We start from the raw sequence: 18,877 nt of genomic DNA, 5'->3' as shown, positions 1-18,877 counted from the left end.
AGCAGTCTCCTTCAGGCAGTCAACGCAGAATGTTCAGCCACCGCTCGCTCGACCCACGTACGGGATTGACCGAGATAGTGGGCGGGGTCCAGCAGATCATCGAGTTCAGCAGGCGAGAGTTCGGCGGTCACTGGCGGCTCGTCGCCGAGGACCGCGCGCAAATGCCGTTGCTCGGCCACGGCGCGCTCGCAGCATTGTTCCAACAAATGGTGTGCGGTGTCGCGGCCGACCCGTTGCGCAAGGACAATGCTCACTGCTTCGGCCAGCACCAGGCCTTGGGTCAGGTCGAGGTTGCGGGCCATGCGTTCGGCGTCCACTTCCAGTCCGTTCGCCACCAGCAGCGCTTGTTTGAGACTGCCGGACACCAGGCAACAAATCTCCGGCAGGGTTTCCCACTCGGCATGCCACAGGCCCAGGCTGCGCTCGTGTTCTTGCGGCATCGCGCTGAACAGGGTCGAGAGCAAACCGGGCACGCGGGTAGCCGCGCCGATCAGCACCGCAGCGCCCACCGGGTTGCGTTTGTGCGGCATGGTCGACGAGCCGCCCTTGCCCGGCGCCGAGGGTTCGAACACTTCGCCCGCTTCGGTCTGCATCAACAGGCTGATGTCGCGGCCGAGTTTGCCGAGGCTGCCGGCGATCAATCCCAGCACCGAAGCGAATTCCACCAGGCGATCACGCTGGGTGTGCCAGGGCTGGTCGGGCAAGGTCAGTTGCAGTTCCCCGGCCAGCGCTTCGGCAATCGGCATCGCCTGTGCGCCGAGGGCCGCAAGGGTTCCGGAGGCGCCGCCGAATTGCAGCACCAGCAGACGCGGTTTGAGTTCTTGCAGGCGTTGACGGCTGCGGGTAACGGCGCCCAGCCAACCGGCGATCTTCATGCCCAGGGTGACCGGCGTCGCGTGTTGCAACCAGGTGCGTCCCGCCAGCGGCGTGGCGACGAAACGCAAGGCTTGCGTCGCGAGGGTTTCGCCCAGTTGCGCCAGATCGCATTCAATCAGTTCCAGCGCCCGGCGCAGTTGCAGCACCAGGCCAGTGTCCATCACGTCCTGGCTGGTGGCGCCCAGATGCACATAGCGCTCGGCTTTGGCGTCGGTGGTCGCGATCTGTTTACCCAAGGCTTTCACCAATGGAATCGCCGAATTGCCGGCCGTGGCAATCGCATCGCCGAGGGCAGCGAAGTCGTAATGCCCGGCACGACAGGCTGCTTCGATAGACGCCACAGCGGTCTGCGGAATCAAGCCGACCTTCGCCTCGGCCCGAGCCAGCGCCGCTTCGAAATCGAGCATGGCCTGAACCCGGCCCTGATCGCAGAACACGTCACGCATATCGCGGGCAGTGAAATAGGCATCGAACAATTGATTGCCCGGTCGCTGGTTCATAAACAGTCCCTGAAGGCGTGGGCCGGTGTGGCCCACGCAGATGGATCAAAGGTCGTGGTGCAGGTATTTCGCCTGTTTCGGTCAATGCGCGGATGCTGCCGGCGTCCTTGTTGTCGCGCATTTCCTTGCTGGTGGTTTCCTTGAGCGAACGACGCAGGAACAGCGAGATCAATGCGGCGGCTGCACCGACCACGAACGGAATCCGCCAGCCGTAGGCACGCAGGTCATCTTCGGTGAGGAACTGTTGCAGGATCACCACCAGCGACACCGCCAGCAGTTGCCCGACAATCAGTGTCACGTACTGGAATGAGGCAAAAAAACCGCGCTGGCCCTTGAGCGCAACTTCACTCATGCAGGTCGCGGTGGTGCCGTACTCACCGCCCACCGACAGGCCCTGGATCAAGCGCGCGAACAACAGCATGATCGGCGCCCAGACGCCGATGTCCTTGTAGGTCGGCAGGCAGGCGATGAGCAACGAACCGAAGCACATCATCAGAATCGAAATCATCATCGAATTCTTGCGACCGTGCTTGTCCGCGACACGACCGAAAATCCAGCCGCCAATGGGTCGCATCAGGAACCCGGCCGCGAACACGCCCGCAGTATTCACCAGTTGCACAGTCGGGTTATCGGACGGAAAAAAGGCTGGCGCAAAATAGATCGCACAAAAGGCGTAGACGTAGAAGTCGAACCATTTGACAAGGTTACCGGACGAGGCGCCGACAATCGCGAAGATGCGCTTGCTGCGCTCTTCGCCGGTGTAATGCGCTGTAGTAGCGGTAGAGGTTGTCATTGTTCTTCATTCTTTGGGGGCAGTGACAGTCTAGACACACTTTGCAACAGTCCCGTTCCACAGATGGATCAGCAACCCGATCCCTGTGGCGAGGGGGCTTGCCCCCGTTGGGTTGCGAAGCGACCCCAAAACCAGGCACCGCATATCTGCAGCTAGAACGCGTGCACCGGTTTTACGACTGCTTCGCAGCCGAACGGGGCGGTGCGGCGTTCCGACAAGCCCCCTCGCTACAGGTGTAGTGCGCTCACTCAATAATCGAAGAACACCGTCTCCACATCAGTGCCCTGCAGAATCACATTCCACTGGTACACACCGGACGCATCCTGCTTCGCCAGCAAGGTACCGCGACGCTCCGCCGGCACGCACTCCAGCAACGGATCCGACACATTCGCCGGCTCGCCATCAAAGTAAATCCGCGTCAGCAAGTGCTTCACCAACCCGCGAGCAAACACCAGTACCACCAGGTGCGGTGCCTGGGTCGTGCCTTTGAGACCTTCCACCGTGCCCGGCTTGATCGTGGTGAACCGGAAGCGCCCTTCGGCATCCACCGGAATCCGGCCAAAGCCTTCGAAGTTCGGGTCCAGGGGTTTGTCCTGATCGTCTTCGGGGTGGTCGTACTTGCCGGCGGCGTTGGCCTGCCAGACTTCCAGCATCGCGTCGTTGACGACGTCGCCGTTGCCATCGACGACTTGCCCGGTGATCGCCACGCGCTCGCCCAGGGTTTGTTCGACAGTCAGGTTTTCGCGGTTCAGCCAGGTCAGGCCGATGTGGTAATACGGCCCGACGGTGTGGGACGTGGTCGCAGTCAGCGTCATCTTATTTCTCCATCGGCGTGGCATCGCGGCCGCGCAAGATGATGTCCCAGCGATAACCGAGGGCGTAGGAAGGGATGGTTTTTTCCAGGTCGAAACTGGCAATCAGGCGCTCTTTGGCGCGGGTGTCCGGCACGCAGTTGTAGATCGGGTCGTACGCCAGCAGCGGGTCACCGGGGAAATACATCTGGGTGACGAGGCGCGTCAGAATGCTCGGCCCGAACAGTGAGAAATGGATGTGCGCCGGACGCCAGGCGTTGTGGTGGTTGCCCCACGGGTAGGCGCCGGGCTTGATGCTCTGGAACTGGTACCCGCCATCGGCGTCGGTCACGGTGCGGCCGGTGCCGGTGAAGTTCGGGTCCAGCGGTGCGTCATGTAGGTCGCGGGCATGGTTGTAGCGGCCGGCGGCGTTGGCCTGCCAGATCTCCACCAGAATCCCCGGCACCGGCAGACCGTTTTCATCCAGCACGCGGCCGTGAATGATGATGCGTTCGCCCAATGGCTCGCCCGTGTGCTGGGCGGTCAGGTCGTTGTCCTTCTCGCTGACGCGCTCGGCACCGACCGTCGGGCCGGTAATTTCCGACAGCGAATGGGGCAGAAACACCAACGGCTTGGACGGCGAGCGCAGGTTGGTAGATTGATAAGTCGGCTGCAGGTACTCCGGCTGGGTGCCTTCCTGCGGGCGACGGTAACCAGGCTTGTCAGTCATTTCGCTTTCCTCTGTTCTTATTGTCACTGCTGCGCGTCAGACGCGTTCGATTGCCAAGGCCAGACCCTGGCCGACGCCGACACACATGGTCGCCAGACCTTTCTTGCCACCGGTTTTTTCCAGGTGATGCAACGCCGTCAGCACCAGACGCGCACCACTCATGCCCAACGGATGACCCAAGGCAATGGCGCCACCGTTGGGGTTGACCTGAGTCGCGTCGTCCGCCAGCCCCAGTTCACGCAGCACGGCCAAGCCCTGACTGGCGAAGGCTTCGTTGAGTTCGATCACGTCGAAATCACTGACTGCCAGGCCCAGGCGTTCGGTCAGCTTGCGCACCGCCGGGACCGGGCCGATGCCCATTACCCGCGGTGCAACGCCGGCACTCGCCATGCCCAGCACTTTGGCGCGAGCGGTCAAACCGTGTTTTTTCACGGCTTCGGCCGAGGCCAGGATCAGCGCTGCGGCACCGTCGTTCACACCCGACGCATTGCCGGCAGTAACGGTTTTGTCGGGGCCGTTGACCGGTTTTAGTTTGGCCAGGGTTTCCAGCGTCGTGTCGGCGCGAGGATGTTCGTCCTGGCTGACGACTGTTTCACCCTTCTTGTGGGCAATGCGCACTTCGACGATTTCTTCTGCGAAAAATCCTGCCGCTTGCGCGGCGGCTGTCCGCTGCTGACTACGCAGGGCGAAAGCGTCCTGATCTTCGCGGGAAACTTCGTAATCGTCCGCCACGTTGTCGGCGGTCTGCGGCATTGCATCGACACCGTATTGGGCTTTCATCAACGGGTTGATGAAACGCCAGCCGATGGTGGTGTCTTCCAGCTTCATGTTGCGCGAGAACGCCGCATCCGCCTTGCCCATCACAAACGGCGCGCGGGACATCGACTCGACGCCGCCGGCAATCGCCAACTCCATTTCGCCGCTGGCGATGGCGCGGAACGCGGTGCCGATCGCGTCCATGCCCGAAGCGCAGAGGCGATTGAGGGTCACGCCCGGGATGGTTTCCGGCAGGCCCGCCAACAGCAGCGCCATGCGCGCCACGTTACGGTTGTCTTCGCCGGCCTGGTTGGCGCAGCCGAGGAACACTTCGTCCACCGCGTTCCAGTCCACCGACGGGTTGCGTTCCATCAACGCCTTGATCGGCACGGCGGCCAGGTCGTCGGCGCGAACGGCTGACAGGCCACCGCCGAAACGGCCGATGGGGGTGCGAATCGCGTCGCAGATATAAACGTCACGCATCACGCTTCTCCGGGTGCTTGGCCGTGGGCGGCGGCGGTGCGGGCTTCCAGATCCCTGAGCGCTTTCAGTTCAACCTCGGTGGGCTCGGCGGTGTTTTCAACCGTCTCGGCGAAACGAATGGCCCAACCTGTCGCTGCGGTCACTTGCTCGCGGGTCACGCCAGGGTGCAACGCAGTGACCACGAATTCATGGGTGCCCGCTTCCGGTTCCATGATGCACAGGTCGGTGATGATGCCGACCGGACCGGCGCCCGGCAGACCGAGACGCTTGCGCGAATCACCGCCCTCGCCATGGCCGACCGAGGTGATGAAGTCGAGCTTGTCGACGAAGGAACGCGCCGACTGTTTAAGGATGATCAAAACGCTTTTGGCCGAACCGGCAATCTCCGGTGCACCACCGGCACCCGGCAGACGGACTTTTGGCTGGTGATAGTCCCCGACCACCGTGGTGTTGATGTTGCCGAAGCGGTCGACTTGCGCGGCGCCGAGGAAACCGACGTCGATGCGCCCGCCCTGCAGCCAGTAGCGAAAAATCTCACCGGTCGGGACGACAGTGTCAGCAGTTTCCGCCAGTTCACCGTCACCGATCGACAGCGGCAGTACGCTCGGCTTGGCACCGATCGGACCCGATTCGTAGATAAGTACTACATCCGGCGAGGACGTCAGACGCGCCAGGTTGGCGGCTTTCGACGGCAGGCCGATACCGACGAAGCACACCGAACCGTTCTTCAGGCGACGGGCCGCGGCGACGGTCATCATTTCATTGGTGGTGTAAGTCATTACTTCGCCTCCGATGCAGCGGCCAGCTTGGCCTGGAACTCGCTGAAGTCAGCGCAGCCATGGATGTATTCGTTGATCCACGCGGTGAAGGTTTCACGGTCGCGGGCAATCGGGTCCCAGGCCTGATAGAAACGGTTATCGCGCTCGTTGTAGCCGTGAGCGTAGGACGGATGCGCACCGCCAGGGACGTGGCAAACCGCACTCAAGGCCCAGGTCGGCAGCACACAGGAGTTCATCGGTGCGTTGAGATCGTCGACGATTTCTTCGACGGTGACGATGCAACGCTTGGCGGCCAGTGCGGCTTCTTTCTGCACGCCGAGAATGCCCCACAGCAGCACGTTGCCTTTACGGTCGGCTTTCTGCGCGTGGATCACGGTGATGTCCGGACGCACCGAAGGCACCGCCGCCAATACTTCACCGGTGAACGGGCAAGTGACGCTCTTGATCAGCGGGTTGACCTTCGGCAGGTCGGAGCCGGCGTAGGCACGCAGCACCGCGAACGGTAGGCCGGAGGCGCCAGCGACGTAGGCATTTGCCAGGTCGGCGTGGCTGTGTTCTTCGATTTCCAGCGCATGCGGCCACTGCTTCTCGACTGCGTCGCGCAGACGGTGCAGCGAACCGACGCCCGGGTTGCCACCCCAGGAGAAAATCAGCTTGCGAGCACAACCGGCACCGATCAATTGGTCGTAGATCAGGTCAGGTGTCATCCGTACCAGCGTCAGATCTTTCTTGCCCTGACGAATGATTTCGTGACCCGCCGCCGTAGGGATCAGGTGAGTGAAGCCTTCGAGCGCGACGGTATCGCCGTCGTTGACGAATTGCTTCACCGCGTCGTGCAGCGAAAGGATTTCAGCCATGGGGCAGGCTCCCGTTTTGTTATGAACCGACAGTGGTCGAAAAAGGCGCGATGCGCGCGCCGGAATGACTGAAGGTTAAGCCTGTGCAAAACGCCAAACAATCCGATAATCGACTAAGTGTTCGTTTATCGAACAGATTGTTGCTTGACTATCGATCGCTAAAAGCTTCGCGGGCAAGTCGAAACGTCGCACCGCTCGCTCCTACAGGATTTGTGTCGCATCCAACCATGTGAACGACGCTGAACCTGGAGCGAGGCTTGCCCGCGAAGAGGCCATCAAAATCACCTGAGATTCCGGATCAGACGATCAGGTCGCATCCGCATGACTGACCATGCCCTTGATCACCACCGCCGTCGTCGCCAACGCCGCCGGGATCACCAGCGCCGTCAGCACTTGTTCAAAGTTCCAGCCCAACCCCAACAACGTCGCGCCCATCCACGCACCGAGAATTGCACCGAACCGACCAATCCCGAGCATCCACGACACACCGGTCGCCCGCCCCTGGGTCGGATAAAACCGCGCCGCCAGCGAAGGCATCGCCGATTGCGCGCCGTTGACACACATCCCGGCCACCAGCACCAGTGTCGCCAATAGCGTGATGTTGCCCAGGCTCTGCCCCACCGCGTAGGCAAACACCCCGGCCAGCAGGTAGAAAGTGCCGATGACCTTGTGCGGATTGAACCGGTCCATCGCCCAGCCCACGCCCACTGCGCTCAATACGCCGCCGAACTGGAACAGCGCGCCGATGAATGCTGCCTGTTCCATGCTCGCGCCACTGTCACGCATCAGCGTCGGCAGCCAACTGGTCAGCAGGTAAACGATCACCAGGCCCATGAAGTAGGTCAGCCACAACAACAAGGTGCCGGTGCTGTAGGTGCCGGAGAAGATCACCGCAAACACGTTGCGGGCCTTCACGATTTTCTGTTCCGGTACGCTGAAGCTGGATGCTTGAGCGACGACCGTCGGATCGATTGGCGCCAGCGCCTTGCGCACTTTGTCGGTGCCCCGATTGCGCACGACCAGGTAACGTGCCGACTCCGGCAGCCAGAACAGCAAGACGACGGCAAGGATCAGCGGCAGAATCCCGCCGATCAGCAGCAGGCTGTGCCAGCCGAACGCCGGAATCAGCTTGGCCGAAATGAACCCGCCACCGGCCATGCCGAGGTTGAAGCCGCAGAACATGCTGGTCACCAGCAAGGATTTCTTGCGCTCCGGGGTGTATTCCGACAGCAATGTCGTGGCGTTTGGCATCCCGGCGCCAAGGCCCAGGCCGGTCAGGAAGCGCAGCACCAGCAGTTGATCGACATTGGTGCTGTAAGCCGACGCCAGGCTGAAGGCGCCGAACAACAGCACCGCGCCGACCAGTACGACTTTTCGCCCGAAGCGGTCAGCCAACGGGCCGGAGCCCAGTGCGCCGAAGACCATGCCGATCAACGCCGCACTCATCACCGGGCCAAGGCTGGCGCGATCGATGCCCCAGTCCTGGGACAGCGCCGGCGCGATGAAGCCCATGGCCGCGGTGTCGAGGCCATCAAGGAAAACAATCAGGAAACACAGGATCACCACTCGCCACTGGTAGCGCGAGATGGGTTGAGCATTGATGAAGGACTGCACGTCGAGGCAGTTACCTACAGCAGACTGAGGCTGGTTCATTATTTTTATTCCACGCAAGAACGCAGTCGGACAGGTGCCAGCCTGGGCTGGCGCTGCCGCGACATTAGTGATCCTGGGGAAAGTGCGTCAATTCGTTAAACACGAGTTTGGGCGATTATCGAACAGCTTAAGCGAAGAGCTGGGCGCTGAGATTGCGACTGGCCGCCAGCAGACCCGGCAGGAACCGTTGCTCCAGCTCGTTGCGGCTGACCCGACCGGCATGCGTGCTGACGTTGAGCGCCGCCACTACTTGTCCGGAAGCGTCGTACACCGGAACGGCAATCGAACGCAGGCCTTGTTCCAATTCCTGATCGACGATGCACCAGCCTTGTTGCCGCACTTCCTGCAGGCATTCGAGCAACGCTTCGGGAGTGTGCAAGGTGCGGCTGGTCTTGGCTTGCAGGTCTGCGTGGTCGAGGTATTCGCGCAGCGACGTGTCATCCAGTGCAGCGAGAAGAATCCTGCCCATGGAGGTGCAATAGGCCGGGAGGCGTCCGCCTACCGACAGGTCGACGGAAATCAGCCGCTGAGTCGTCGCCGAGCGAGCGATGTACAAAATGTCATCGCCTTCCAGCGTGGCCATGTTGCAGGCCTCGTGGAGTTGTTCGCTCATGCGGTCGAGATAGGGCTGGGCAGACACCGCCAGCGGGGTCGAGGACAGATAGGCATGGCCGAGGGTCAGCACTTTGGGCAGCAGTGAATAGGTGCGACCGTCGGTGGTGGCGTAGCCGAGTTTGATCAAGGTGTGCAGGCAACGTCGCACGGCGGCGCGGGGAATTTCCGTGCGGTGACTGATCTGGGCGATGGTCAGGTGCCGTTTGCGCTCCTGGAACGCTTGCACCACGGCCAGACCTCGGGCCAGGGACGTCATGAAGTCCGGGTCGCCGGTCAAGGCCTGGATCCGCTTGGCGGGCGACGCGACGATCGGCGGCGCTACTGAAGCGAAGGAATTACGCATTTGCTCGTTCATATCAGGTCCTTTTCCCACACCAATCGGCGACGGCTATTACAAGCGGCTCCGGGTTTGGCACACAAGCCACAGGCAGCCAAGACTGGGCGATTATCGAACCCTCGGCCGATTATCGCAATCGGTTGCCGTTACAGAGCGTTGGCCGAGCACCTGTGCGTCCTTCCCCGTTACATGGTTTTACCTCCGTGCTTGAACTCTGAGTTAAAGCCCCCATGTTATGTCCTAACTTGTTCGACTTAATGACGCCAGAAAGACATCGCGGCCAAGTGAAGGTAAAAAGTTGCAAGTAATAAAACGATCACACATGAAGATCCATTTTTAACTCTTTGGCGATAGTGTTCTTCAAATCGACCGCTATAATGCAATTCAGTGACGGCTCGGTTCTTCTTCTCGCCGGTTCCGTCACCCGGTAGCGCGATGTTCCATCGTGGCTGCCTGCAGCAAGCGCCTGACGCTCATTTCAATGCTCCGACAGCGCGCTCGCTGAAATAGGAAACTGATGCTACGTCAGCTGTTTGCTCTGGTGCCGTGGCCGCCTGCAACATGGAAGTATCGATTGCCTTGCCGTAAAACAATGCCTTTGCGGGCATTGTCCTTTCGGCGAGCGTGGTCGATGCATTTGATGCAGCGCGATTTACCAGAATTAATCTCAACCCATACAGGTAGCACTGTGACGAAAGACGAACTGCGCGCGGAACTTGAGCGCCAGGAACAACGTTACAAGGAAGTTTACGGCGGGGAAGTCACCACCTACGCCGCTCAGCCCGAACCGGAACGCAAACCCTGGCGTAAACGCGCCACCGTTCAGGACCAGGCTTTCACCCAGGAACTGCAGAAGATGGAAAAGGAACTCAAAGCCGAAGAGCCATGATCGCCTCGGCCTGACTCCTTTCAAGGGCCTGCGTCTGCCCCCGTTAAAAGCGGGATGCATTGATGTTGCCATTCGCGCCCGCTACGAGCGGGCAGCGGTCACCTCATCTATCTGATGAGGTAATTGGCTCATGTCTGGCCCTCTTCTCAGATATTTCATACAAGCCTTTACGTCTCTCGACTCTTCGAGAGAAACCCTTGTGCCTGCGGGCTTTCCAAAGAAATTCAACCACTTGCAGAACCCGAAAAAGACCCCGCCCTCGGGGTATTGCTGCAAGAAAATTCGTTGAAGAATGTTACCGATGAGCAGCTAGTGCATCGATTACCAGTCTTTTCTGGCATAATCGCGCCCCCTTACGACCGGGTCAGAAAACCTTCATGATCGATTTATTCAGCGGACTGGATGCTTGGGTGCTTGCGAGCCTCTTGCTCGCCCTCGCCTTTGTCCTCGCCTTCGAGTTCATCAACGGCTTTCATGACACCGCTAACGCGGTTGCCACTGTTATCTACACCAAAGCCATGCCGCCGCATCTGGCCGTATTCTTTTCCGGTGTGTTCAACTTCCTCGGCGTGCTGCTGGGCGGTGTTGGCGTGGCGTATGCCATCGTCCACCTGCTGCCGGTAGAACTGCTGATCAATGTGAACACCGGTCACGGACTGGCCATGGTGTTCTCGTTGCTTGCCGCCGCCATCACCTGGAACCTGGGCACCTGGTACTTCGGTATCCCGGCCTCCAGCTCCCACACGCTGATCGGTTCGATCCTCGGGGTTGGCCTGGCCAACGCCCTGATCAACGACATTCCATTGGCCGATGGCGTCAACTGGCAGAAGGCGATCGATATCGCGGCTTCGCTGGTGTTTTCGCCGATGGCCGGGTTCCTGATCGCCGCGCTGATCCTGATCGGCCTTAAATGGTGGCGTCCACTGTCGAAGATGCACAAGACGCCGGAACAGCGCCGCAAGATCGACGACAAGAAGCATCCGCCGTTCTGGAACCGCCTGGTGCTGGTGATTTCGGCCATGGCCGTGAGCTTCGTGCACGGTTCCAACGATGGCCAGAAAGGTATCGGCCTGATCATGCTGGTGCTGATCGGTATCGTTCCGGCGCAGTTCGTACTCGACCTGGGCAGCACCACCTACCAGATCGAACGCACTCGCGATGCGACCCTGCACCTGAACCAGTTCTACAAGCGCAATGCCGATACGCTGGGTGAATACCTGGCCCTGGGCAAAAGCGTGGAAGGTGATCTGCCGGAGAAATTCCGTTGCAACCCGCAACAGACCGAACCGACCATCACGGCCCTGCTCGACACCCTCAAAGGTGTCGCCGACTACCATTCGCTGTCGGCGGAAAGCCGTATCGAAGTCCGTCGCTACCTGCTCTGCCTGGATGACACGGCGAAGAAAGTCGGCAAGCTGCCCGGCCTCGCGGCCCGTGAAAAGGCTGACCTGAACAAGCTGCGCAAAGACCTGACCACCACCACCGAATACGCCCCGTTCTGGGTGATTCTGGCGGTTGCACTGGCCCTGGGCCTGGGCACCATGGTGGGCTGGAAGCGCGTGGTGCTGACCATCGGCGAGAAGATCGGCAAGCAAGGCATGACTTACTCCCAAGGCATGTCGGCGCAGATCACGACCGCGAGCCTGATCGGCATGGCCAACATCTTCAGTCTGCCGGTTTCCACCACCCACGTCCTGTCTTCAGGTGTGGCCGGCACCATGGTCGCCAACAAAAGCGGCCTGCAGGGCGGCACCGTCAGAACCATCCTGCTGGCCTGGGTCCTGACCCTGCCAGCGACCGTGACCCTGTCGGCCGGTCTGTTCTGGCTGGCGTCGAAGGCACTGGGCAGCTGATACTTCGCTGCAACGAAAAAGGCGCGATCCGTGAGGCTCGCGCCTTTTTTTATGGTTGCCGGTAAATCGTAATACACCACAAAACCTGTAGGAGCCGAGCTTGCTCGCGATAGCGGTCTAACAGTCGACATGGATGGCGACTGCTATGGCCTCATCGCGAGCAAGCTCGGCTCCTACAGGAGATGTCCATAAGCCGATAGATTTTCGCAGGCAAAAAAAAGGGCAACCGAAGTTGCCCAAAATGCCTTGCGTGCTCATTGCATCCAGAAAGACCTACGGTTTTTTCCGCTTGTGCGAATCCTTCCAGATAAAAAATCCAAATCCTGCAAAAAACAGAACCATGAGGCCGACTGTCAGCACTCCGGCGATCACCACGTTGTCGAAAAACATGACTGGCCTCCTGCACTTACCCTGTTGCGATGGGGCTAAGTTAACCAATCAGGCAGGAGAGAAAATTGACCGGGGTCAATATCGCCCGAGACAGGGCGCAAAGGAGGGGGAAAACTGATTTGCATCAACGGATGCCGGGGGATTAACGCTTTTTCGGTTTGTTCTTCGGCTTCTTCTTCGCTTTACCCAATGGCATTGCTTGCTCGAATGCCTGGCGGACTTCATTCAAGCGTTTGTCGTTGAGATCGTGAACACGCTTGGCGCGTTCGGCGTTAAGGTCGATCAGCTTGTCGTCTTGGCTCATGGTGGTCAGTGCATCGCGTGAAGGAAAATTACACTGCCGCATCGCTCGACAGGATTGCGCCAATAATGCGGTCTGGCGCCGGCGCTGACCAGTCACCCGCGTAACGGCGGCTTAACAAAATATGTACCGAAGCGGTTTTTTCACCGCACAATCGCGTTTTTGCGATGGACCCAAAGGACCCGCGCCGTGGAATTGCACCAGGATCTGCCGCCCTTGATGGCCCTGCGCGCCTTCGAGGCCGTGGCTCGCCATTTGAGCTTCATCAAGGCCGCCGATGAATTGTCGGTAACCCAAAGCGCAATCAGCCATCAAGTGCAGAAACTGGAGCAGTTCCTGAACCAGCGGCTGTTTATCCGCCGCACCAGGGCCATCGATCTGACGCCAGCCGGCGAAGCGTACTACCGGCAGATTCAACCGGCCCTGGAATCCATTGCCCTGGCCACCCGTGAATTGCGCGGCAACGATCATCATGAAACCACACTGCGCATCGGCCTCCTCGCCTCATTTGCCACGCTGTGGCTGGTGCCGCGTCTGGCCGACTTTAACGCGCGCCATCCACACATCCATGTCGAGCTGCTGCCTTCGGTAGAACTGTCCGACGTTGGCGGTGGCGAAGTCGACCTGGCGATTCGTTATGGCAAGGGCGGCTGGCCGAAAGTCCGGGCTCAGCGCTTCATGGCAGAAACACTGACACCGGTTTGCAGCCCGGCATTCAAAACCCAGGGCACCGGCATCGGCCCGTTACTCATGGCCAAATCCTATCAACCGTTCGAATGGCTCGACTGGAGCGCGCGCAATGGCATCGACCTCAGCCACTACCCCAGCGTGATGCTCCACGACTACAACATCGTTGTCGAAGCCGTCGTGGCCGGCCAGGGCATTGCCATGGGGCGTCACCATTTGATCGAACGCCGACTCAAGGAAGGCGCGTTGGTGGAAGCCTTTGACACCCCGCCATTCATCAGCGAAATCGGTTATTGGCTGGTCACGCCCGATCGGCCTTCCAGCTACGCAGCGGAATGTTTCGGTGAATGGCTGAATGAAATGGCTCATGCATGAATTATTTGAATACGTCGAATTAAATCTATCCGTTTGTCGCGCCACCCGGACGCCAACATGCTGAAGCCTTCATTCAGGAGGATTCACCATGACCGATTCACTCGCCCACCGTGTCCAGCAACTGGGCCTGAGCCTGCCGACGCCGAGCCAGCCCATCGCCAATTACGTCAACCATGTAGTCAGCCAGAACCAGCTGTTCATTTCCGGCCAGATCCCGTTGCAGGACGGCAAACCGGCTTTCATCGGTCGACTTGGCGAATCGATCTCCGATGATGAAGGCGCCAACGCCGCCGAACTCGCTGCCTTGGGCCTCCTGGCGCAACTCAGCGATGCGCTAAACGATGACCTGTCGAAACTGGTGCGCATCATCCGCATGGGCGTGTTTATCGCCAGCGCTCCTGACTTCCAGCGTCAAGGTGCCGTTGCCAATGGCGCCTCCAACCTTTTGGTCAACGCCCTTGGCGAAAAAGGCCGGCATGTACGCACAGCCGTGGGTGTATCGAGCTTGCCCGGCGGCGTGGCGGTGGAAATCGACGCGATATTCGAGTTGCGGCCGTGAATTTCGCCGAGGTGGAGCGGTTGCGCGCGGCCACACCGGGTTGCACCAGCGTGATTCACTTCAACCATGCCGGGGCTTCGTTGCCCAGCCAGGCTACCCTCGACGCGATGATCGAGCAGTTGCAGCGCGAAGCCACCTGCGGTCCGATGGAGGCCGCCGATCAGAGCATCCAGGCCCGCGCCCGCCACGCGGCGGCGACATTGCTCAACGCCAACACTGAAAGCATCGCGTTCGCCAGCAGCGGCTCGGCGGCCTGGGGCATGGCGTTCAACGCGTTAGGGCCGTGGCGGGCCGGCGACCGGATCCTGGTCGGTCGCCATGAATGGGGCGGCAATCTGGCCTGCATGTCCCGGGCCGTCAGTGCGGGCGCGCAGCTTGAGGTGATTCCCTGCGATGAGACAGGCGCGGTATCCGTCCCTGCCCTCAATCGGATGATCGACCCGAAAGTGAAGCTGATCGCGCTGACCTGGCTCCCGGCCAACGGCGGCCTGATCAATCCCGCCGAGGCCATAGGCGCCGTGGCGCGACAGCACGGGATTGCCTACTTCATCGACGCCGGTCAGGCACTCGGGCAACTGCCTTGCGACGTGCAGGCGTTGAACTGCGATGTGCTCAAGGGCGCCGGGCGTAAATTCCTCCGTGGCCCGCGAGGTACGGCGCTGATGTATGTCAAACCGGGGTTCCTCGAACGACTCGTGCCCGGCCATCTGGACGTGCTATCCGCCCCCTGGGACGGCGAAAGCTTTTCCGTGCGCGACGATGCTCGGCGCTTTGAAACCAGCGAAGTGTCGGTGGCCTTGCTGGCGGGATTGGCCAATGCGCTGGAGGAGTTCAACCGGTTGGGCGCGACCCGCATTCGTCAGCGGATCGATGGGTTGTGTCGGCACCTGCGCGAACGTCTCGGCACCATCAGCGGGCTGACGCTGCACAACCTGGGGGCCACCGATCAGCAATCAGGCCTGATCGCCTTCACGCTCAAGGGTTGGGACAGTGTCGATTTGAAGCAGCAACTGGCGCAGCGAGGGATCAACATCGGCGCCAATGGGGTGGCCTATACGCCACTGGACATGCAGGCAAGAGGGCTGGAAAGCATCGCGCGGATTGCCGTCAGTTACCTCAACACCGAAGAAGAAATAGAGGTATTGCTGAACGCCCTCAACGAACTCACCAAGGCTTAAATCTGAATGTCGACCCACAAGCCCTGACGCGGCTCGTCTTCAATCAGCGGTGCTACCGGCACGGTGTTGTCGGCGTTGAGCTCGGTGCCGGGAATCGCCAGGTGTTCGTCAGGATCCTCATCGGCTTCACGACGACGCCTTTGCTGTTCCTGCTTGCGGCGCTGTTCCTCGCGCAGCTGAAATGCCGCCTCTTCCGGGTCGCGCTGTTGCAGATCGATCGTGCTTTCGTTGGAGCTTTCCTGCACCGGCACAACGGGCGGAATGTCCGGGCGCTGGCGGATCGGGTCGTGCTGGGAAGTGATCGGCACGGCACTCAATGGGAGCATCGGTGGCAGCATAATTAGTTGTCTCCTGTCAGCAGGCTGTCGGCTGCGGGGATGGCGACTTGAGCCATCGGTCGCAAACTGTGACCCGTTTGGCACGAATAGGTGCCCCGACCTGCGCCCCTTGCATCGTTGAACTATCGTAATACCGTCAGTTTTTATGAGAGTCCTTTGGCCCTGAAGCCCTCATTCCGTTAAGATAGCCCGCTTTTTCAAGGTGGGAGTCAGGCAGCATGGCGCAGCAGTATCAACCGGGGCAACGCTGGATCAGTGACAGCGAAGCCGAGCTGGGTTTGGGCACCGTTCTGGCACAGGACGGCCGCTTGTTGACCGTGCTCTATCCGGCCACTGGCGACACTCGCCAGTACGCGCTACGGAATGCGCCCCTCACCCGCGTGCGGTTTTCGCCGGGCGACTCGATCACTCACTTCGAAGGCTGGAAACTGACTGTCCAGGAAGTCGACGACGTCGACGGCCTGCTGGTCTACCACGGCCTCAACGCGCAGAACGAAGTGGTCACCCTGCCGGAAACCCAGCTGTCGAACTTCATTCAGTTCCGTCTGGCCAGCGACCGTCTGTTCGCCGGGCAGATTGACCCGCTGGCCTGGTTCTCCCTGCGCTACCACACGCTTGAACACACCAGCCGTCAGTTGCAATCCTCCCTCTGGGGCCTGGGTGGCGTGCGTGCGCAACCGATCGCGCACCAGTTGCACATCGCCCGTGAAGTGGCCGACCGCATTGCGCCGCGGGTTCTGCTGGCGGACGAAGTGGGCCTGGGCAAGACCATCGAAGCCGGCCTGGTGATCCATCGCCAACTGCTCTCGGGTCGCGCCAACCGCGTGCTGATCCTGGTCCCGGAAAACCTGCAGCACCAGTGGCTGGTCGAGATGCGCCGCCGCTTCAACCTGCAAGTCGCGCTGTTCGACGAAGAACGCTTCATCGAAAGCGACGCCGCCAACCCGTTCGAAGACACCCAGCTCGCGCTGGTTGCGCTGGAATGGCTGGTGGAAGACGAGAAGGCTCAGGACGCGCTGTTCGCCGCCGGTTGGGACTTGATGGTCGTCGACGAAGCCCACCACCTGGTGTGGCACGAAGACAAGGCCAGCCCGGAATACTCGCTGGTCGAACAACTCGCCGAAGTCATTCCTGGCGTATTGCTGCTGACCGCGACCCCGGAACAACTGGGTCAGGACAGCCACTTCGCACGTCTGCGCCTGCTCGACCCGAACCGTTTCCATGACCTGCACGCTTTCCGCGCCGAGAGCGAAAACTATCGCCCGGTGGCCGAAGCCGTTCAGGAGCTGCTGGACAAGGGGCGCCTGTCGCCTGAAGCGCACAAGACCATTCACGGTTTCCTCGGCAACGAGGGCGAAGCGCTGCTGACCGCCGTCAACGATGGCGACACCGAAGCCAGCGCCCGTCTGGTCCGCGAACTGCTGGACCGCCACGGCACCGGCCGCGTGCTGTTCCGTAATACCCGCGCCGCGGTGCAGGGTTTCCCGGAACGCAAACTGCACCCGTATCCGCTGCCGTGCCCCGACGAATACCTCGAACTGCCGCTGGGCGATCACGCCGAGCTGTACCCGGAAGTCAGCTTCCAGGCCCAGCCGGACGCCAACGAAGAAGAACGCTGGTGGAAATTCGACCCGCGCGTCGAGTGGCTGATCGATCAGCTGAAGATGCTCAAGCGCACCAAAGTGCTGGTGATCTGCGCCCACGCCGAGACCGCCATGGATCTGGAAGACGCCCTGCGCGTGCGTTCCGGCATCCCGGCCACGGTGTTCCACGAGGGCATGAACATCCTCGAGCGTGACCGCGCCGCCGCCTACTTCGCCGACGAAGAGTTCGGTGCGCAAGTGCTGATCTGCTCGGAAATCGGCAGTGAAGGTCGCAACTTCCAGTTCTCGCACCACCTGGTGCTGTTCGATCTGCCGTCGCACCCGGACCTGCTGGAGCAGCGGATCGGTCGTCTCGACCGGATCGGCCAGAAGCACATCATCGAACTGCACGTGCCGTACCTGGAAACCAGCCCGCAAGAGCGGTTGTTCCAGTGGTATCACGAAGCGCTGAACGCGTTCCTCAACACCTGCCCGACCGGCAACGCCTTGCAGCACCAGTTCGGCCCGCGCCTGCTGCCGCTGCTGGAAAATGCCGACGATGGCGAGTGGCAAGCGCTGATCGACGAAGCCCGCGCCGAGCGTGAGCGTCTGGAAGCCGAACTGCATACTGGCCGCGACCGTTTGCTGGAGCTCAACTCCGGCGGTGCTGGCGAAGGTGATGCGCTGGTCGAGGACATTCTTGAGCAAGACGATCAATTCGCCCTGCCGATCTATATGGAAACCCTGTTCGACGCCTTCGGCATCGACAGCGAAGACCATTCGGAAAACGCGCTGATCCTCAAGCCGAGTGAAAAAATGCTCGACGCCAGCTTCCCGCTGGGCGACGACGAAGGCGTGACCATCACCTACGACCGCAACCAGGCGCTGTCTCGCGAAGACATGCAGTTCATCACCTGGGAACACCCGATGGTGCAGGGCGGCATGGACCTGGTGCTGTCCGGTTCGATGGGCAACACCGCCGTGGCGCTGATCAAGAACAAGGCGCTGAAACCTGGCACCGTGTTGCTGGAATTGCTCTACGTCAGCGAAGTGGTTGCGCCGCGCTCGCTGCAACTGGGCCGTTACCTGCCGCCGGCCGCGCTGCGCTGCCTGCTCGATGCCAATGGCAACGACCTGTCCGCCCGCGTGTCGTTCGAAACCCTGAACGATCAATTGGAAAGCGTGCCGCGCGCCAGCGCCAACAAGTTCATCCAGGCCCAGCGCGATCAGTTGACGCCACGGATCAACGCCGGTGAAGAGAAGATCTTCCCGCGTCACGCCGAGCGTGTGGCTGAGGCGCAGCGTCGCCTGGCTGCCGATACCGATGAAGAACTGGCGCGTCTGACCGCGTTGCAAGCGGTCAACCCGACCGTACGGGACAGCGAACTGGTTGCCTTGCGCAAACAGCGTGAGCAAGGCCTGGCCATGCTCGACAAGGCTGCGTTGCGACTGGAAGCGATTCGAGTGTTGGTGGCGGGTTAATCGCCCCCTGCTCCACCGCAAAAAAGAAGGCCCGCAGCGATGCGGGCCTTTTTTTGCCTCGAAAAACCACAA

17 protein-coding genes and 1 pseudogene are annotated in these 18,877 nt (G+C 60.8%); 6 read left to right on the top strand and 12 right to left on the bottom strand.

The features are described 5' to 3' along the window. Positions 1-11: 11 nt before the first annotated feature. From ACA066_RS06495 to pcaR, 9 genes and pseudogenes are all read right to left on the bottom strand, one after another. The gene (locus ACA066_RS06495) at positions 12-1,376 is read right to left on the bottom strand and encodes a 3-carboxy-cis,cis-muconate cycloisomerase (protein ID WP_497698565.1); all 1,365 of its coding nucleotides are present in this window, start codon (positions 1,374-1,376) and stop codon (positions 12-14) included. Positions 1,377-1,458: 82 nt separating this feature from the next. Further along, positions 1,459-2,169 (bottom strand): annotated as a pseudogene (locus tag ACA066_RS06490) (MFS transporter); the annotation flags it as partial. Between the two features lie 248 nt (positions 2,170-2,417). After that, positions 2,418-2,984: a protocatechuate 3,4-dioxygenase subunit alpha gene (gene pcaG, locus ACA066_RS06485; protein WP_497698564.1), complete on the bottom strand. Its 567-nt coding sequence runs from the start codon at positions 2,982-2,984 to the stop codon at positions 2,418-2,420. Position 2,985: 1 nt separating this feature from the next. Further along, positions 2,986-3,690, bottom strand: coding sequence for a protocatechuate 3,4-dioxygenase subunit beta (pcaH, locus tag ACA066_RS06480; RefSeq protein ID WP_497698563.1), 705 nt, complete (start codon positions 3,688-3,690; stop codon positions 2,986-2,988). Between the two features lie 36 nt (positions 3,691-3,726). Next, positions 3,727-4,932 (bottom strand): 3-oxoadipyl-CoA thiolase, encoded by a 1,206-nt coding sequence (gene pcaF / locus ACA066_RS06475; protein WP_497698562.1) that lies wholly within the window; start codon positions 4,930-4,932, stop codon positions 3,727-3,729. Then, on the bottom strand, positions 4,929-5,708 hold the full coding sequence (locus tag ACA066_RS06470) for a CoA-transferase subunit beta (RefSeq protein ID WP_084321748.1): 780 nt from the start codon (positions 5,706-5,708) through the stop codon (positions 4,929-4,931). Before ACA066_RS06470 ends, pcaF begins: the two co-directional genes overlap by 4 nt. After that, positions 5,708-6,565 carry a CoA transferase subunit A gene (locus tag ACA066_RS06465; protein ID WP_150630976.1) on the bottom strand — a complete coding sequence of 286 codons (858 nt, stop codon included), beginning with the start codon at positions 6,563-6,565 and terminating at the stop codon, positions 5,708-5,710. The genes ACA066_RS06470 and ACA066_RS06465 overlap by 1 nt, the downstream gene beginning before the upstream one ends. Before the next feature lie 306 nt (positions 6,566-6,871). After that, a complete protein-coding gene (pcaK, locus tag ACA066_RS06460; protein ID WP_497698561.1) occupies positions 6,872-8,218 on the bottom strand; it encodes a 4-hydroxybenzoate transporter PcaK in 1,347 nt (448 codons plus the stop codon). 127 nt (positions 8,219-8,345) lie between these two features. Then, positions 8,346-9,188 (bottom strand): pca regulon transcriptional regulator PcaR, encoded by an 843-nt coding sequence (gene pcaR, locus ACA066_RS06455; protein WP_008025635.1) that lies wholly within the window; start codon positions 9,186-9,188, stop codon positions 8,346-8,348. 670 nt (positions 9,189-9,858) lie between these two features. Here pcaR and ACA066_RS06450 point away from each other — a divergent pair. Together ACA066_RS06450 and ACA066_RS06445 are read left to right on the top strand one after the other, a co-directional pair. Continuing rightward, complete coding sequence (locus ACA066_RS06450) at positions 9,859-10,059, top strand: hypothetical protein (protein ID WP_007935837.1); 201 nt, start codon at positions 9,859-9,861, stop codon at positions 10,057-10,059. Positions 10,060-10,436: 377 nt separating this feature from the next. Next, on the top strand, positions 10,437-11,912 hold the full coding sequence (locus ACA066_RS06445) for an inorganic phosphate transporter (protein WP_497698560.1): 1,476 nt from the start codon (positions 10,437-10,439) through the stop codon (positions 11,910-11,912). A 273-nt stretch (positions 11,913-12,185) separates the two neighbouring features. Here ACA066_RS06445 and ccoM read toward each other — a convergent pair whose 3' ends face one another. Both ccoM and ACA066_RS06435 read right to left on the bottom strand, forming a co-directional pair. Next, on the bottom strand, positions 12,186-12,302 hold the full coding sequence (gene ccoM, locus ACA066_RS06440; protein WP_007906619.1) for a cytochrome c oxidase subunit CcoM: 117 nt from the start codon (positions 12,300-12,302) through the stop codon (positions 12,186-12,188). A gap of 142 nt (positions 12,303-12,444) precedes the next feature. Then, positions 12,445-12,606, bottom strand: a complete 162-nt coding sequence (locus ACA066_RS06435; RefSeq protein ID WP_008016476.1) for a hypothetical protein — start codon at positions 12,604-12,606, stop codon at positions 12,445-12,447. Between the two features lie 186 nt (positions 12,607-12,792). Between ACA066_RS06435 and ACA066_RS06430 the strand changes: the two genes are divergently transcribed. The 3 genes from ACA066_RS06430 (at position 12,793) to ACA066_RS06420 (ending at position 15,402) form a co-directional block, all read left to right on the top strand. Further along, positions 12,793-13,665 (top strand): LysR substrate-binding domain-containing protein, encoded by an 873-nt coding sequence (locus ACA066_RS06430; protein WP_497698559.1) that lies wholly within the window; start codon positions 12,793-12,795, stop codon positions 13,663-13,665. 88 nt (positions 13,666-13,753) lie between these two features. After that, positions 13,754-14,224, top strand: a complete 471-nt coding sequence (locus ACA066_RS06425; RefSeq protein ID WP_497698558.1) for a RidA family protein — start codon at positions 13,754-13,756, stop codon at positions 14,222-14,224. After that, complete coding sequence (locus tag ACA066_RS06420; RefSeq protein ID WP_497698557.1) at positions 14,221-15,402, top strand: aminotransferase class V-fold PLP-dependent enzyme; 1,182 nt, start codon at positions 14,221-14,223, stop codon at positions 15,400-15,402. Before ACA066_RS06425 ends, ACA066_RS06420 begins: the two co-directional genes overlap by 4 nt. On the opposite strand, the gene ACA066_RS06415 is transcribed toward ACA066_RS06420, so the two are convergent. Continuing rightward, entirely contained in the window at positions 15,399-15,740 is a 342-nt protein-coding gene (locus ACA066_RS06415; RefSeq protein ID WP_392886013.1) for an aspartate-semialdehyde dehydrogenase, read from the bottom strand. The two genes, ACA066_RS06420 and ACA066_RS06415, sit on opposite strands and share 4 nt — an antisense overlap. Positions 15,741-15,958: 218 nt before the next feature. On the opposite strand from ACA066_RS06415, the gene rapA reads away from it, so the two are divergent. Then, on the top strand, positions 15,959-18,805 hold the full coding sequence (rapA, locus tag ACA066_RS06410; RefSeq protein ID WP_497698556.1) for an RNA polymerase-associated protein RapA: 2,847 nt from the start codon (positions 15,959-15,961) through the stop codon (positions 18,803-18,805). Positions 18,806-18,877 lie beyond the last annotated feature (72 nt).

This window comes from Pseudomonas sp. LBUM1651 (assembly GCF_059716135.1).
This window is presented reverse-complemented; position numbering and strand designations above follow the sequence as displayed.

Coding starts and splice junctions, on each gene's coding strand:
- ACA066_RS06415 (WP_392886013.1), bottom strand. CDS start 15,740: ATGCTGCCACCGATGCTCCCATTGAGTGCCGTGCCGATCACTTCCCAG.
- pcaK (WP_497698561.1), bottom strand. CDS start 8,218: ATGAACCAGCCTCAGTCTGCTGTAGGTAACTGCCTCGACGTGCAGTCC.
- rapA (WP_497698556.1), top strand. CDS start 15,959: ATGGCGCAGCAGTATCAACCGGGGCAACGCTGGATCAGTGACAGCGAA.
- ccoM (WP_007906619.1), bottom strand. CDS start 12,302: ATGTTTTTCGACAACGTGGTGATCGCCGGAGTGCTGACAGTCGGCCTC.
- pcaH (WP_497698563.1), bottom strand. CDS start 3,690: ATGACTGACAAGCCTGGTTACCGTCGCCCGCAGGAAGGCACCCAGCCG.
- ACA066_RS06465 (WP_150630976.1), bottom strand. CDS start 6,565: ATGGCTGAAATCCTTTCGCTGCACGACGCGGTGAAGCAATTCGTCAAC.
- ACA066_RS06495 (WP_497698565.1), bottom strand. CDS start 1,376: ATGAACCAGCGACCGGGCAATCAATTGTTCGATGCCTATTTCACTGCC.
- pcaR (WP_008025635.1), bottom strand. CDS start 9,188: ATGAACGAGCAAATGCGTAATTCCTTCGCTTCAGTAGCGCCGCCGATC.
- ACA066_RS06470 (WP_084321748.1), bottom strand. CDS start 5,708: ATGACTTACACCACCAATGAAATGATGACCGTCGCCGCGGCCCGTCGC.
- pcaG (WP_497698564.1), bottom strand. CDS start 2,984: ATGACGCTGACTGCGACCACGTCCCACACCGTCGGGCCGTATTACCAC.
- ACA066_RS06425 (WP_497698558.1), top strand. CDS start 13,754: ATGACCGATTCACTCGCCCACCGTGTCCAGCAACTGGGCCTGAGCCTG.
- ACA066_RS06435 (WP_008016476.1), bottom strand. CDS start 12,606: ATGAGCCAAGACGACAAGCTGATCGACCTTAACGCCGAACGCGCCAAG.
- ACA066_RS06445 (WP_497698560.1), top strand. CDS start 10,437: ATGATCGATTTATTCAGCGGACTGGATGCTTGGGTGCTTGCGAGCCTC.